Origin of the sequence: Achromobacter sp. (assembly GCF_050285585.1) — a bacterium.
In the GTDB taxonomy this organism is placed as follows: Bacteria; Pseudomonadota; Gammaproteobacteria; order Burkholderiales; family Burkholderiaceae_B; genus Achromobacter.
This window is the reverse complement of sequence record NZ_JBLZXF010000003.1, coordinates 114465-128919: the sequence shown is the minus strand read 5'-3', so window position 1 is coordinate 128919 and position 14455 is coordinate 114465. Positions and strand designations below refer to the sequence as shown.

The 14455-nt window shown below is 67.9% G+C and carries 12 protein-coding genes; 2 read left to right on the top strand and 10 right to left on the bottom strand.

Going from position 1 to position 14455, the window contains the following annotated elements:
* Positions 1–75: 75 nt before the first annotated feature.
* From ACN6PJ_RS06135 to kdpF, 7 genes are all read right to left on the bottom strand, one after another.
* Positions 76–855 (bottom strand): TorF family putative porin, encoded by a 780-nt coding sequence (locus ACN6PJ_RS06135; RefSeq protein ID WP_427995003.1) that lies wholly within the window; start codon positions 853–855, stop codon positions 76–78.
* Positions 856–961: 106 nt separating this feature from the next.
* Entirely contained in the window at positions 962–1654 is a 693-nt protein-coding gene (gene kdpE / locus ACN6PJ_RS06130) for a two-component system response regulator KdpE (protein ID WP_427995002.1), read from the bottom strand.
* A gap of 12 nt (positions 1655–1666) precedes the next feature.
* On the bottom strand, positions 1667–4453 hold the full coding sequence (locus tag ACN6PJ_RS06125; protein WP_427995001.1) for a DUF4118 domain-containing protein: 2787 nt from the start codon (positions 4451–4453) through the stop codon (positions 1667–1669).
* 23 nt (positions 4454–4476) lie between these two features.
* Positions 4477–5085: a potassium-transporting ATPase subunit KdpC gene (gene kdpC / locus ACN6PJ_RS06120; RefSeq protein WP_427995000.1), complete on the bottom strand. Its 609-nt coding sequence runs from the start codon at positions 5083–5085 to the stop codon at positions 4477–4479.
* Between the two features lie 24 nt (positions 5086–5109).
* Positions 5110–7269, bottom strand: coding sequence for a potassium-transporting ATPase subunit KdpB (gene kdpB, locus ACN6PJ_RS06115; protein ID WP_427994999.1), 2160 nt, complete (start codon positions 7267–7269; stop codon positions 5110–5112).
* A 96-nt stretch (positions 7270–7365) separates the two neighbouring features.
* Positions 7366–9159, bottom strand: coding sequence for a potassium-transporting ATPase subunit KdpA (gene kdpA, locus ACN6PJ_RS06110; protein ID WP_427994998.1), 1794 nt, complete (start codon positions 9157–9159; stop codon positions 7366–7368).
* On the bottom strand, positions 9159–9248 hold the full coding sequence (gene kdpF, locus ACN6PJ_RS06105) for a K(+)-transporting ATPase subunit F (protein ID WP_427994997.1): 90 nt from the start codon (positions 9246–9248) through the stop codon (positions 9159–9161). The genes kdpA and kdpF overlap by 1 nt, the downstream gene beginning before the upstream one ends.
* Positions 9249–9979: 731 nt before the next feature.
* On the opposite strand from kdpF, the gene ACN6PJ_RS06100 reads away from it, so the two are divergent.
* Positions 9980–10258, top strand: coding sequence for a DUF4212 domain-containing protein (locus ACN6PJ_RS06100; RefSeq protein ID WP_427995249.1), 279 nt, complete (start codon positions 9980–9982; stop codon positions 10256–10258).
* The gene (locus ACN6PJ_RS06095; RefSeq protein ID WP_427994996.1) at positions 10258–12366 is read left to right on the top strand and encodes a sodium:solute symporter family protein; all 2109 of its coding nucleotides are present in this window, start codon (positions 10258–10260) and stop codon (positions 12364–12366) included. The genes ACN6PJ_RS06100 and ACN6PJ_RS06095 overlap by 1 nt, the downstream gene beginning before the upstream one ends.
* 135 nt (positions 12367–12501) lie before the next feature.
* Here ACN6PJ_RS06095 and ACN6PJ_RS06090 read toward each other — a convergent pair whose 3' ends face one another.
* From ACN6PJ_RS06090 to trxB, 3 genes are read right to left on the bottom strand one after another with little or no spacing between them, the layout of a single operon-like run.
* Positions 12502–12831: a DMT family transporter gene (locus ACN6PJ_RS06090; protein WP_427994995.1), complete on the bottom strand. Its 330-nt coding sequence runs from the start codon at positions 12829–12831 to the stop codon at positions 12502–12504.
* Positions 12828–13496 carry a Smr/MutS family protein gene (locus tag ACN6PJ_RS06085; protein ID WP_427994994.1) on the bottom strand — a complete coding sequence of 223 codons (669 nt, stop codon included), beginning with the start codon at positions 13494–13496 and terminating at the stop codon, positions 12828–12830. The genes ACN6PJ_RS06090 and ACN6PJ_RS06085 overlap by 4 nt, the downstream gene beginning before the upstream one ends.
* Positions 13483–14442, bottom strand: a complete 960-nt coding sequence (trxB, locus tag ACN6PJ_RS06080; protein WP_427994993.1) for a thioredoxin-disulfide reductase — start codon at positions 14440–14442, stop codon at positions 13483–13485. Before trxB ends, ACN6PJ_RS06085 begins: the two co-directional genes overlap by 14 nt.
* Positions 14443–14455: the final 13 nt, after the last annotated feature.

Sequence of the window (14455 nt, the reverse complement as noted above, 5' to 3'; positions counted from 1 at the left end):
ATAGGAACCGCGCCATAAATCCTGCCGATAAATGCGGGCGCGATGCGTAAAAAGCGCGTCAACGCCCGGGCGGAATCAGAACGTCTTGGTCAGCGACAGCAGGCCGGTGGCGCGGCCCATGTCGCGGCCGCGGCTGTTGGTGTAGACGGCGCGGTCGGCATTGGTGTCCAGATAGGCCAGCGATACCGACAGGTTCTGGCCGACGTCCTTCGTCAATCCCAGTTTCCAGTCCACGTACGAGCCATTGTCCACATTGCGCACCGCCTGGCGGCCGATGTGGGCATTGAGCGTCAGGCCCCAGACGCCCGTATCGAGATTGCCGGACAGATCGAAGTACTGGCTGTATTTGCTGTCTGCAAACCCGAACAGATTGGTCAGGGCGATGGAATACTTGAACATGAATGGGCCGTAGCCGATGCCGGCGTACAGCTCGGTGGTATCGGGGCTGGTGAAGTGGGACGGGTAATCGCCGGGGTAGTAGTACTGCAGGACGCCGAGGTCGACGGGAACGTCCCGGGCCAGATTGCCCTTGTAGCCGCCATAGACATCCATTTCCACGGGGGCGGAGACGCGGCTGTCGGCGTCGTCGAGCCAGCTGATGCTGGAATTCCAGTTGCCGAGGTAGAAGCCGCTGGCGTGGGCGAGGTCGAACCCGCCCTGAATGGCGGGCTTGTTGTTGCTTTGCATGAGGCCGCGATAGCGGTACTGGCTGGCCAGCGTGAGGTTGGCCGTCAGCGTATAGCGGGAAGCGGAGGCCGGCGTTTCAACGCTTGGCGTTTCGGCGGCGCAGACCTTGCCGGCGTGCGCGGCGGCAAGGGCCAGCAGCGCGGCCGCGGCCCGTGAGTGGCGGGGCATGGGAATCTCCTGTTGTTGGATCGGATCGCAACAATAGGAGGAACGGCATAAAGGCCGAGACAAGACTTGCGGGCGGGGCGTAAACGCGGCGTCAATGCGCGCAGCTTCAGCCCGCGAAGCGATAGCCCACGCCGATCTCGGTCAGCAGATAGAGCGGCTGCGCGGGATCAGCTTCCAGCTTCTGACGCAGGTGGCCCATGTAGATGCGCAGGTAGTGCACGCTTTCCACGTGCGCGGGCCCCCATACCGCCCGCAGCAGCTCGCGATGCGTCATGACCTTGCCGCGGTGCGCCAGCAGGGCGGCCAGCAGCCGGTACTCCATGGAGGTCAGGTGCACGTGCTCGCCGCCGCGCTCGACGACGCGGCGCGCGAAGTCGACGCGCACGTCGCCGAAGACGATCTCCGACGCATTGCCGGCACCGCCGCGGGCATGCCGCCGCAGCAGGACGCGCAACCGGGCCAGCAACTCGCTGACCCCGAAGGGTTTGGTCAGGTAGTCGTCCGCCCCGGCATCCAGCGCGGCGACCTTGTCGGCCTCCGCGCTGCGCGCCGACAGGACCAACACGGGCACTTCGGTCCAGCCGCGCAATTCGCGGATCAAGGTCATTCCGTCTTCGTCGGGCAAGCCCAGGTCCAGCACCACCGCATCCGGCTGCCGGGTGCCGGTCTCGATCAGCCCGCGCCTGACCGTGTCGGCCTCATGGATCACGCAGCCTTCGCTTTCCAGGGCGTGGCGCACGAAGCGCCGGATATTGGCGTCGTCTTCGATGATCAGGACGGTGGGCTGGTAATCGAACATGCGGTGCGCCGTTCAAGGGAGATCGGATTGGAGGGAAGGAGGGGACCCCAGCGGAAGCGTGAAGACGAACTGCGCGCCGGACTCCTGGCCCGGCGCCTGTTCGACCCAGATCCGCCCGCGGTGGGCGGCGATGATCGCCTCGCAGACCGCCAGGCCCAGGCCGACGCCGGGCGTGGCGGATTCGCGGTCGCCGCGCGTGAATTTCTCGAAGATACGCCGTTCCGCGCCAGGCGCCACGCCCGGGCCGTTGTCGGCGACGGCCACGCGCAGCTCGCCGTCCTGGACAGCGGCGTGCACGCGCAGGGCGCTGCCGGCCGGCGTGTACTTGACCGCGTTCTCCAGCAGATTGCACAGCACGCGCTCGATCAGCACGCCGTCGCACTCCACCAGTGGCAGATCCGACAGGCTGTCCACCGCGACGCGGTGCGCGGCCAGGGGTTCCCGCAGGTCGCCAAGGGCGGCGCCCACCAGCTCCTCGATGGACTGCCATTCCAGGCGCAGCGGCGTATCGCGGTTCTGCAGCCGCGCCATGTCGAGCAGGTTGACGACGAGCGCATGCATGCGCTGCGCCTGATCGCGCATGGCGCGCAAGGTGTCGTGGAAATCCGGCGGCAATGCCGCCTGCTGGCGCATCAGCGTGTCCGTCATGCCGACCAGGCTCGTCAATGGGGTGCGCAGGTCGTGCGACACGGCCGCGAGCAGCGAGTTGCGCAGCTTCTCCGACTCCATGCTCACCAGGGCCTGTTGCGCCACTTCCACGTAGTGCAGGCGCTCCAGCGCGATGGCGATCAGGGTGGCGTAGGCCTCGATCTGGCGGCGAGAATCGGGGTTCGAGAACAGGCTGCGGCGGGGAGCGGCCAGCGCCAGCACCCCGCGGGTGCGCATGGGCGCCTTGAGCGGCAGGTAGAGCAGGTCGCTGTTGGAAAGCGTGGCGGTGCCCGCGCCCGCCGGCCTGCCGTGGTCGTAGACCCATTGCGCCAGGGCGGATTCCAGGGGCGGCATGTCGGGGGCGGGAGGCGACGCCAGCTTCAGGCGGTCGTCCATGCCCAGGAGGTACAGCGCGCAGCGCGAGCCGAAGGTGGCGTGCACGAAGGCCCCCGCCAGCGCGACGATTTGCTCAGGCAGCAGCGCGGACGACAGTTCGCGCGCGAACTCATAGAGGTTGCGCGCGTCGGCTTCCCGCTTGACGGAGGCCTGTGCCTGCAGGCGCAGGCCCGCGGTCAGTTGCCCGATCAGCAGCCCCACGCCGAGCAGCACGCCGAAGGTCAGCAGGTACTGCACGTCCGACACGGCGAACGAAGCGAGCGGCTGCACGAAGAAGAAGTCGAAGAGCCCGACGCTGACGACCGACGCCAGCGCGGCGGGGCCCCGGCCATGGCGCAGCGCGACCGCCACCACCGCCAGCAGGAACAGCATGACGATGTTGGTCTGGTGCAGGGCGGGGAAGGCCAGCGCCGACAGCGCGGTCGCCGCCGCGCAGTAGCACAGGGCCCAGGCGTAGCCCGCCAGCGGCCGCGCGCCGCGCTCGTCGCCGACCGGGCGCGGGCGGCGACCCAGCGTGAGCGGGTCGCGCCCGGGCGCGGGGCCTTCGGGGAGCGGCGGCGCGCCAAGGCGGATGACGTCGATCTCGGGGCAGCCCGCGGCCAGCATGTCCGCGAAGCTGTGGCGGCGCCACAGCCAGCCCGGCGCGATGGCCGCCGTCAGTATGGCGGACAGCGACAGCCGCAGGCGCTCCAGGCCGCTGGCGCGGGTGCGGCCGAGAATGGCCTTGGTGATGTTGTGGCGGCGCACGTAGCGCACGACCGCGTCGACCATGTCGCCGCCCGCCAGCGTCTCGCTGCGGGCGCCCAGCGAGTCCGCCAGGGCCAGGCTGCGCTGCATGCGTTCCTGCTCCGCCTGGGGCGGCGGGGCCGCGCGCGGAGTGTCGATGGTGACGACGTGCAGGTCGCATTCCAGCTGCTGGCTGAGCCGGTGGGCGCTGCGGATGACGTACTCGGCGTCGACGTCCGGGCCGATGCAGGCGACCACCGCTTCGCGCGTGCGCCACACGGGTTCGATGGCGCGGTCGCGGCGGTAGGCCTGCACATCGTCGTCAACGTGGTCGGCGGTGCGGCGCAGCGCCAGTTCGCGCAGGGCGATCAGATTGCCCTTGCGGAAGAAATTGCGGGTGGCGTGGCGCGCCTGTTCGGGCAGGTAGACCTTTCCTTCCTTCAGGCGGCGCAACAGTTCGTCGGCGGACAGGTCGACGAGGATGACCTCGTCGGCCGCGTCGAAGACCTCGTCCGGCACGGTTTCCCAGACGCGCACGCCGGTGATGCTGCCCACCGCCTCGTTCAGGCTGTCCAGGTGCTGCACGTTGAGCGTGGTCCAGACGTCGATGCCGGCCGCGAGCAGTTCCTGGATGTCCTGCCAGCGCTTGGCGTGGCGGGAGCCGGGCGCGTTCGAATGCGCGAGCTCATCGACCAGCACGAGGCCCGGACGCCGCGACAGCGCGCCGTCCAGGTCGAATTCCTTCAGGAGATGGCCGCGGTAGGCGACCTCCTTCAGCGGCAGCACGGGCAGGCCCTCGAGCAGGCCGGCGGTTTCGCGCCGGCCGTGGGTTTCGACGATGCCCGCCAGCACGTCCGCGCCCTGGGCGGCCTGGGCGCGCGCCGCCACCAGCATGGCGTAGGTCTTGCCCACGCCGGCGGAAGATCCGAAATAGACGCGAAGCTTGCCGCGCACCGCCTGCCGCGCGGCGTCGTCCAGGGTTTTCAAGAGGGCGTCGGGATCGGGACGCTCGCCCGCAGTGTCTGCCATGACCGCAACTATACGCCGCGGCTTCAGCGTCCAGCGCTCAAGCGGTCCAGCGCCAGGTTCAGCGTCAGGACGTTGACCGCGGGCTCGCCCAGCACGCCGAGCAAGGGGGTGTCGGTGTGGGCCTTGATCAGCGCGTCGACCTGGTCGCGGGGCAGGTGGCGCGCGCGCGCCACGCGCGCCGCCTGGTAGGCCGCCGCGGCCGGGCTGATGTGCGGGTCGAGCCCGCTGCCGGACGCGGTGACCAGTTCCACCGGCACGGGCACGGGGTTGTCGGGATCGGCCGCCTTCAGGGCCGCGATGCGGGCCTGGATGGCCTCGGCCAGCGCCGGATTGCGCGGCCCCAGGTTCGAGCCGCCGGATCCGGCCGCGTTGTACGGCATCGGCGCGGTGGCCGATGGACGGCCCCAGAAGTACCCCGGGGAGCTGAACGACTGGCCGATGCGTTCCGAGCCGACGAGGCGGCCGTCCTGTTCGATGAGCGAGCCGGCCGCCTCGTGGGGGAAGACGGCGGCGGCGATGCCCGACGTCAGGAAGGGGTAGGCGAGGCCGGTTACCAGGGACAGGGCCGCGAAGACGGTGATCGCGGGGCGCAGGATACCGCCGCGGCGCGGCGTAGGGATGGACGGGTTCATGAGGATTCCTTTGTTGTCAGCGGCCTAGACCCAGCCCAGCGCGGCCAGCACCATGTCGACCAGCTTGATGCCGGCGAAGGGCACCAGCAGGCCGCCCAGGCCGTAGATGAGCAGGTTGCGGCGCAGGAGCACGGAGGCGCCCAGCGGCCGGTAGCGCACGCCCTTGAGCGCAAGCGGTATCAGCACCACGATGATCAGCGCGTTGAAGATCACGGCCGACAGGATTGCCGAGGCGGGCGTGGCCAGCCCCATTACGTTCAGCACGTTGAGCTGGGGGTAGACCGTGGCGAAGGCGGCGGGAATGATCGCGAAGTACTTCGCCACGTCGTTGGCGACGCTGAAGGTCGTGAGCGCGCCGCGGGTCATCAGCATCTGCTTGCCGATCTCGACGATCTCGATGAGCTTGGTGGGGTTGGAGTCCAGGTCCACCATGTTGCCGGCTTCCTTGGCGGCCTGGGTGCCCGAGTTCATCGCGACCGCCACGTCGGCCTGCGCCAGCGCGGGCGCGTCGTTGGTGCCATCGCCGGTCATCGCGACCAGCCGGCCCTCCGCCTGATAGGCGCGGATGAGCTTGAGCTTGGCCTCCGGGGTGGCCTGCGCCAGGAAATCGTCGACGCCGGCCTCGGCGGCGATGGACGCGGCCGTGAGCTTGTTGTCGCCCGTGATCATCACGGTCTTGATGCCCATGCGGCGCAGTTCGGCGAAGCGCGACTGGATGCCGGGCTTGACGATGTCCTTCAGTTCTACGACGCCCAGCGCGCGGCTGCCGTCGCTCACCATCAGCGGCGTGCTGCCGCGCCGCGCCACGTCCTCGGCCAGCTGCAGCGCCTGCGGCGGCACCGCCGCATCCTGCGCTTCCAGCCACGACTGCACGGCATCGACCGCGCCCTTGCGGATCATGCGGCCGTCCACGTTCACGCCGCTCATGCGCGACTGCGCGGTGAAGGGCACGAACTCCGCGCCTGGCATGGAGGCGGCCGGCGCGTGCAGGGCCTTGTCGGCCAGCGCGACGATGCTGCGGCCTTCGGGCGTTTCATCGGCCAGCGAGGCAAGGCGCGCGGCATCGGCCAGTTCGCGCGGGGACACGCCCGGCGCGGGCAGGAAGGCCGACGCCTGGCGATTGCCGAACGTGATGGTGCCGGTCTTGTCCAGCAGCAGCACGTCCACGTCGCCCGCGGCTTCGACGGCGCGGCCCGAGGTGGCGATGACGTTGGCGCCCATCATCCGGCTCATGCCCGCCACGCCGATGGCGGACAGCAGGCCGCCGATGGTGGTGGGGATCAGGCAGACGAGCAGGGCGACCAGCACCGTCACGGTGACGGCGGCGCCGCCGCCGGCGGCGGCCACGGCGTATAGCGAGAACGGCATCAGGGTGACGACGACCAGCAGGAACACGACCGTCAGCCCCACCAGCAGGATGGTGAGCGCCAGCTCGTTCGGCGTCTTCTGGCGCTTGGCGCCTTCCACCATGGCGATCATGCGATCCAGGAAGCTCTCGCCGGGATCGGCCGCGATTCGCACGAAGATCCAGTCCGACAGCACCCGCGTGCCGCCGGTGACGGAGGAGAAGTCGCCGCCCGATTCGCGGATCACGGGCGCGGATTCGCCGGTGATGGCGCTTTCGTCCACCGAGGCCACGCCGGCCACGACCTGGCCGTCGCCGGGGATGGTTTCGCCCGCTTCAACCAGCACGACGTCGTCCCGGCGCAGCAGGCCCGAGGGCTGACTGACGGCCCGGCCGCGCCAGTCGGCCGGCTGGGCCCGGCTGGCGTCCGCGTCGCGAAAGCCCTTGAGCAGGCGGGCCTCCACGGTCGTGCGCAGCCCGCGCAGGGTGGCGGCCTGCTGCTTGCCCCGGCCTTCGGCCAGGGCTTCGGCGAAGTTGGCGAACAGCACCGTGAACCACAACCAGATGCTGATCGCCAGGATGAAGCCGGCGGGGGCCTCCGCCGCGCCGCGCAGGGCCATGACCCACAGCACGGTCGTCAGGATGCTGCCCACGTAGACCACGAACATCACGGGGTTCTTCAATTGGGCGGAGGGGGAGAGCTTGCGCAGGCTCTCCAGCATCGCGGGGCCCAACAGGGCGCGCGACCACATGCCGAATGCGCGCTCGGAGGCGCCGCTCGATGCGGCGACGGCGTTGCCGCCTCCGGCGCCGGAAATAGGGGTTTCAATCTTGGCCATTTTCTTTCCCAGCCTTTCGATTCCAGTTGTTTGCGGCGTAATCACACGGCTCGCAATGCCTATGCATCAGTGCGCGCAGCGCGTATGGGGCGGGCCTCATCCCAGGTGTTCCGCGACGGGGCCCAGCGCCAGCGCGGGCACGTAGGTGAGGGCTCCCACCAGCAGCACGGCGCCGATCAGCAGCACCACGAAGAGCGGGCCGGTCGTGGGCATGCTGCCCGGACCGGCAGGCAGGCGGCGCTTGGCGGCCAGCGAACCGGCCATCGCCAGGACGGCGACGATGATCGCGAAGCGGCCGAACCACATGGCGATGCCCAGCAGCACGTTGTAGAAGGGCGTGTTGGCCGACAGCCCGGCAAAGGCGCTGCCGTTGTTGTTGGCGGCGGAGGTCAGCGCATACAGGATTTCCGAAAAGCCATGAATGCCCGGGTTCAGCACGCCCGCCTGGCCAGCCGTCACCGACACGGCCAGCGCGGTGCCGCCCAGCACCAGCAAGGGCGTCGCCAGGATGACGATCGACACCATCTTCATGTCATAGGCTTCGATCTTCTTGCCCAGGTACTCGGGCGTGCGGCCTATCATCAGGCCGGCGATGAAGACGCCCAGGATGGCGAACGCCAGCATGCCGTACAGGCCGGAGCCCACGCCGCCGAAGACCACCTCGCCCAGCTGCATCAACAGCATCGGCGACAGGCCGCCCATCGGATTCAGGGAGTCGTGCATGCCGTTGACCGCGCCGCAGGAAGCCGCCGTGGTGACCGTCGCGAACAGCGAGGTGGCGGCGATGCCGAAGCGGGTTTCCTTGCCCTCCATATTGCCGCCCGGCGAGAATGCGCCGGCGGCGCTGTCGGCGCCCGCCGCGACGGCCATCGGATTGGCCTGCTGCTCGAAGTAGGCGGTCGACAGCGCGAAACCGGCGAACAGCAAGGTCATCGCCGCCAGGATCGCGACGCCCTGGCGCCGGCTGCCCACCATTTCACCAAAGGTGAAGCACAGGGCGGCCGGGATCGCCAGGATCGCCAGCATTTCCAGGAAGTTGGCCAGCGGCGTCGGGTTTTCGTAGGGGTGCGCAGAATTGGCGTTGAAAAAGCCGCCGCCGTTGGTGCCCAGCAGCTTGATCGCCTCCTGCGAAGCGACCGGACCCATGGCAAGCACCTGCGTGCGCGCCACGGCGGGGTCCGAGACGGCCTGGCCCTGTGCGTCCAGCACGGGCTGGCCCTGGGCGCCCAGGCGCGGCTGGCTGTAGTGCACGGGCTCGACCGTCTGCGCTTCGAGGTAGGGGCTGACGTTCTGGATCACGCCCTGGCTGACCAGGGCGAGCGCCAGCGCGAGGCATAGCGGCAGCAGCACGTAGAGCGTGCAGCGGACCATGTCGGCCCAGAAGTTGCCGACAGTGGCCGAGCAATGGCGCGACAGGCCGCGGATCAGCGCGAACAGCACGGCGATGCCCGTCGCGGCGGAGACGAAGTTCTGCACCGTCAGCGCCAGCATCTGGGTCAGGTAGCTCATCGTCGATTCGCCGGCGTAGCCTTGCCAGTTGGTGTTGGTGACGAAGCTGATGGCGGTGTTCAGGGCCGAGTCCGGCGATACCGCGCCCAGCGCCGCCGGGTTCAGGGGCAGCACGCCCTGGAGGCGCTGCAAGGCGTAGACCGCCGCGATCCCCACGATGTTGAAGGCCAGCACGGCCAGGGCGTACCGCTTCCAGCCCATCTCGGCCCGCGGGTCGATTCCCGCCAGCCGGTAGATGCCGCGCTCCAGCGGACGGCCCCAGGCGGTCAGCCGGGACTGCCCGTTCTCCATGGCGATGCGGATGTAGCGCCCCAGCAGGGGCGCGATGGCGAGCAGGACCGCCAGGTACACGGCCAGCAGCCCGATGAATTCGGCGGTCATCAGAATTTCTCCGGTTTGAACAGCGCGACCAGCAGGTACACGAACAGCAGGGCGGCCGTCAGGCCGCTCAACCAGTAGAGCGAGCTCATGGCTGTTCTTCCGAAGACAAGGCTTCGCAGAACCGGAGCAGGGCGAAAGCCAGCCCGGCCATGGCGGCGAAAATGGCGATGTAAATGGCGTCCACGTTTTTTCCTCCCGGGAGCGGGGCTCCCCTCGAACGTCGGGCCTGTGCGGCAAAGGCGGATGCGCGCCGGCAGGTGTAGCGACCAATCAGGACACCGGCAGGTTACGGAGCGGGGGGTAAAAACGGGGTATAGGTTTGGAAGAGGGGGATAAAGAAAACGTAAAAACCGGCCGCCGTGGCGCGTGCACGGTTCCGGGCATCGCTAGGCCGGGCCGTGCACGGCTATGGATAAGCCGTGAAGCCAGGGCGGGGAGATGAGGAATCCAGGCGCGGATCAGGGAGAAAATCCGGGAAAATCCCAATATTTGGAAATTTCGGTCGAAAATGCACTTATATGGTGCGGTGAATATGTAAATGAATGCGCTGTCTTAGGGCATTCCCCTAGTGTGACAAGCCCGCATCTGGTGCAGAATCTCATCCCATGCAGGTGAGGAGACAAAGCCCTGCATGGGCAAATACCGGCGGCACCGGTACATAAAAAAAGTAAAGCAGTACCCAGAAAAAAAGCAAAACGCACAACGGCTGGCACCTGGTAGTGCCAGCCGTTGTCGCATAAAAAGCCGGCATTGCTTCCGCAGGGGGCTTTTCAAGCGCCGCGTTTCGCGATATTTAGGTAGGGCCACGCTCATCCTAGCTATGCCGGAATCGCGTTTTTCACATCCCAAATCCGTACCGTCCCCTTATTGGCGCCGCAACCTGTGGCTGATCGCGCTATTGCTCGCCGTCTGGGTGGCGCTGACCTTCGTCCCTTCCTATTTTGCCCGCGGCCTGAGCTTCGACTTCATCGGCTGGCCGTTCGCGTTCTGGATGGCCGCTTATGGCGCGCCGCTGGCCTACCTCATCATCATCGCTGTCTACGCCCGTGTCATGAATCGCGCCGATGAGCGCGCGGAAACGACCGGAGAACACCGCTGATGCCGTTTTTCAGCGGAGACACGCCCCATCAGTTCCGAGTCCGATTGCGGCGGATCTACGTGCTGTACACGGCGGGATTCGCCCTGATGATCCTGCTGATGGCGCTGGCGGAGATCCTGGGCATGCCGCGCAACTGGATCGGCTATGTGTTCCTGCTGGTCACGGTCAGCCTGTATGCCGGCATCGGCATCGTCTGCCGCACTTCGGACCAGGTGGAATACTACGTGGCGGGCCGGCGCGTGCCCGCCATCTACAACGGCATGGCCACGGCCGCCGACTGGATGTCGGTGGCCTCCTTCATCGGCGTTGCCGGCACGCTGTACCTGACAGGCTATGGCGGCCTTGCCTACATCATGGGCTGGACGGGCGGCTACGTGCTGGTGGCGATGTTGCTGGCGCCCTATCTGCGCCGCTTCGGCCAGTACACCATCCCCGATTTCATGGGCGCGCGCTATGGCGGCAACATGCCGCGCCTGGCCGGGGTGGCGTGCGCCATCCTCTGTTCCTTCACCTATCTGGTGGCGCAGATCTACGGCGTGGGCATCATCACCACGCGCATGACCGGGATTTCGTTCGAGCTGGGCATCTTCGTGGCGCTTGGCGGCATGCTGGTCTGTTCGTTCCTCGGCGGCATGCGCGCCGTTACCTGGACCCAGGTGGGCCAATACATCATCCTGGTCATCGCTTACCTGGTGCCGGTGATCTGGCTGTCGGTCAAGCATACCCACGTGCCGGTGCCGCAGCTCTCCGCCGGCGCCGTGCTCCAGCAGGTGACCGAGAAAGAGGTGTATCTGCAGAACGATCCATCCGAAATCGAGGTGCGCCGGCTGTGGCAGCAGCACGCCGACGAAATGGCGCGCCGGGTGCAGGCGCTGCCTGAATCCTGGACGCTGGAAAAGGACAAGCTGCGCAGCCGGCTGGCGCAGTTGAACGCCACCGACGCGCCCATGGTCGAGATCCGTTCGGCCGAGCGCGAACTGGCCAGCTATCCCGCCAGCGTCGAAGAGGCGCGCATCGTGTGGTCGCAGGCCAGGGTTTCCTTCGAGGCGCGCGCCGCGCCGCCCACGCCGCATGCGGAGCCATTTCCCGCGAAGGATCCCGAGGAACAGCGCAATATGCGCGTCAACTTCCTGGCGCTGGTGCTCTGCCTGATGCTGGGCACCGCGGGCATGCCGCACATCCTCATGCGTTCATACACCACGCCCTCGGTCATCGAGGCGCGCCGGTCGGTATGTTGGTCGCTGCTGTTCATCCTGCTGCTGTATTTCATGGCGCCAGCGCTGGCCTTGCTGGTGAAGTACGAGGTCTATACGCAGGTGGTGGGTTCCAGCTTTCTCAGCCTGCCCAATTGGGTGCACGCCTGGAGCGCGGTCGATACCAACCTGCTGGACGTCACGGACCTCAACCGCGATGGCATCGTGCAACTGAGCGAGATCAGCATGGGCGCCGACGTGGTGGTGCTGGCGATGCCGGAGATCGGCGGGCTGCCCTACGTGATTTCGGGCCTGGTGGCGGCGGGCGGGCTGGCCGCCGCGCTGTCGACGGCCGATGGCCTGTTGCTGACCCTGTCCAACTCCCTGTCCCACGACATGTGGTACCGGATGGTGTCGCCGCGCATGTCGGCGGCGCGACGCGTGATGGTCTCCAAGATCCTGTTGCTGGTGGTGGCGTTCGGCGCGGCCTGGGTGGCGGCGCGCAAGCCGGCGGACATTCTCTTCATGGTGTCGGCCGCATTCTCGTTCGCCGCCTCGTCCTTCTTCCCCGCGCTGGTCATGGGCGTGTTCTGGCGGCGCGCCAATAAATGGGGAGCGACCTTCGGCATGGCGGCGGGGCTGGCGGTTACTTTCGCCTATATGACGCATACGCACCCCTGGCTGCGCGAATGGGTGCTGGGCGTGTCCCGCGCCCAGCCGGTGGACCTGTGGTGGGGCATCCAGCCGATCGCGGCGGGCGTGTTCGGGGCGCCGGTGGCCTTCCTGACCATCATCGTCGTGTCCCTGCTGACCCCCGCGCCGGACCGGGCAACGCTGGCCCTGGTGGATTACCTGCGCAATCCGGGATCGTCCCGGGGCGACGCCTATGGGGCGGAGCAGGCGCCCCCGCGCTGAGCGGCCGGGTTCGCGCGGGCGGCCCGAGCCGCGTACGGCAGCGCCTGGCGCGCGGTCCGCCGGCAGCCCCGGGCGCCTGGCCAGGCCGCCGTCAAGCGGCGCGTCAGCCGATATACGGCGACGCCGCCTAGGCCGTCAATGCGAGACGGATTTCGAGAACACGTTCATCACCACCACGCCGGCGATGATGAGGCCGATGCCGATCAGCGCCGGGGTGTCCAGGTGCTGCTTGAACAGCACCGCGCCCACGATGGAGATCAGCACGATGCCGACGCCGGACCAGATCGCGTACGCGATGCCCACCGGGATCTCGCGCAAAGTCAGCGACAGGAAATAGAACGAGACCAGGTAGCCGAACACCGTGACGAGGGACGGCATCAGGCGGGTGAAGCCTTCGGACCCCTTGAGCGCGCTCGTCGCGAAGATCTCCGCGATGATCGCCACGCCCAGATAAAGCCATTTCATTTGCGGGACCCTTCCGATTGCCGCAGAAGCACCAGCAGGGCGCCCGCGCCGCCTTCGCGCTCGGGCGCTTCGGAAAACGCCAGCACGTCGTTCTTCTGGACGAGCCAGGTGCGCGCCTTGTCCTTCAGGACCGGTTCCAGCCCCTGCGAGCCGTAGCCCTTGCCGTGCACGATGCGCACGCAGCGGATGCCGTGCTCGAGGCATTCATCCAGGAACGACAGCAATGCGTGGCGGGCCTGCTCCACGCGCAGCCCGTGCAGGTCCAGCTCGGCGCCGGCGCGCCATTGGCCGCGGCGCAGATTGCGCGCGGTGTCGGGGGCGGCGTCGCTGCGCACGAAGGCGGTGCCGCCTTCCGACAGCAGGTGCGTGATTTCCCCGCCGTCGGAGACGCCGGCGTCCGCGCGGGAGGGCGTTTCGCCCAGCGCGTTGGCGCGGCGCAACGCTGGCGAGGGCTGCGGCGCCGGCTTGTGCTCCACGCGGGCGGATTGCTTGAGCGGCGTGACCGATTGCATGCTGCGCTTGAACGCCGCCATCGCGTCCACGGGGGCGGCCTCGGCCTTGCGGACCGCCGCCACCCGGGACGCGAGCGCGGCGCGCTCGCGCTCTTCCTGGAGGTCTTTCTTCAGGCGTTTCAGGTCGGCCAGGCCGACCTTACTGCCCCGCATTCTCCAGCCACCGTTGTGCGTCCAGCGCGGCCATGCAGCCCGTGCCGGCGCTGGTGATGGCCTGGCGGTAGACGTGGTCCTGGACGTCGCCGGCGGCGAACACGCCCGGGACGGAGGTCATCGTGGCCATGCCGGACAGGCCGCTCTTGGTGACGATGTAGCCGTCCTTCATTTCGAGCTGGCCCTGGAAGATCTCGGTGTTGGGCTGGTGGCCGATGGCGATGAACGCGCCGGTGGCCGCCATGTCCTCGGTGACGCCGGTGTCCACGTGGCGTACGCGCACGCCGGTAACGCCGCTGTCGTCGCCCAGCACTTCTTCCAGCGTATGGAACAGCTTGAGTTCCATGTTGCCGTTCTCGACCTTGCTCATCAGCTTGTCGACCAGGATGGGTTCCGCGCGGAACTTGTCGCGGCGGTGGATCAGGGTGACCTTGCGGCAGATGTTGGACAGGTACAGGGCCTCTTCCACGGCGGTGTTGCCGCCGCCCACCACGACCACGTCCTGGTTGCGGTAGAAGAAGCCGTCGCAGGTGGCGCAGCCCGACACGCCGCGGCCCATGAAGGATTGTTCGGAGGGCAGGCCCAGGTACTTGGCCGAGGCGCCGGTGGCGATGATCAGGGCGTCGCAGGTATAGACCTTGCCGGTGTCGCCCGTCAGGGTGAACGGACGCTTGGACAGGTCCACCTTGGCGATGTGGTCGAACAGCATCTCGGTGTTGAAGCGCTCGGCGTGCTTCTGGAAGCGCTGCATCAGGTCCGGACCCTGCACGCCGTCCGCGTCCGCCGGCCAATTGTCGACGTCCGTGGTGGTCATGAGCTGGCCGCCTTGGGCCAGACCTGTAACAAGAACGGGGCTCAGATTGGCGCGTGCCGCATAGACGGCCGCCGTGTAACCGGCGGGGCCGGAACCGAGTATCAAAACTTTAGCGTGCGTAGGCGTGGACATGGGCGGGTATCTT

Excerpts from the sequence above, each read along its gene's own strand:
- ACN6PJ_RS06135 (WP_427995003.1), bottom strand. The coding sequence starts at position 855 with ATGCCCCGCCACTCACGGGCCGCGGCCGCGCTGCTGGCCCTTGCCGCC.
- kdpE (WP_427995002.1), bottom strand. The coding sequence starts at position 1,654 with ATGTTCGATTACCAGCCCACCGTCCTGATCATCGAAGACGACGCCAAT.
- ACN6PJ_RS06125 (WP_427995001.1), bottom strand. The coding sequence starts at position 4,453 with ATGGCAGACACTGCGGGCGAGCGTCCCGATCCCGACGCCCTCTTGAAA.
- kdpC (WP_427995000.1), bottom strand. The coding sequence starts at position 5,085 with ATGAACCCGTCCATCCCTACGCCGCGCCGCGGCGGTATCCTGCGCCCC.
- kdpB (WP_427994999.1), bottom strand. The coding sequence starts at position 7,269 with ATGGCCAAGATTGAAACCCCTATTTCCGGCGCCGGAGGCGGCAACGCC.
- kdpA (WP_427994998.1), bottom strand. The coding sequence starts at position 9,159 with ATGACCGCCGAATTCATCGGGCTGCTGGCCGTGTACCTGGCGGTCCTG.
- kdpF (WP_427994997.1), bottom strand. The coding sequence starts at position 9,248 with ATGAGCTCGCTCTACTGGTTGAGCGGCCTGACGGCCGCCCTGCTGTTC.
- ACN6PJ_RS06100 (WP_427995249.1), top strand. The coding sequence starts at position 9,980 with ATGCCGGAATCGCGTTTTTCACATCCCAAATCCGTACCGTCCCCTTAT.
- ACN6PJ_RS06095 (WP_427994996.1), top strand. The coding sequence starts at position 10,258 with ATGCCGTTTTTCAGCGGAGACACGCCCCATCAGTTCCGAGTCCGATTG.
- ACN6PJ_RS06090 (WP_427994995.1), bottom strand. The coding sequence starts at position 12,831 with ATGAAATGGCTTTATCTGGGCGTGGCGATCATCGCGGAGATCTTCGCG.
- ACN6PJ_RS06085 (WP_427994994.1), bottom strand. The coding sequence starts at position 13,496 with ATGCGGGGCAGTAAGGTCGGCCTGGCCGACCTGAAACGCCTGAAGAAA.
- trxB (WP_427994993.1), bottom strand. The coding sequence starts at position 14,442 with ATGTCCACGCCTACGCACGCTAAAGTTTTGATACTCGGTTCCGGCCCC.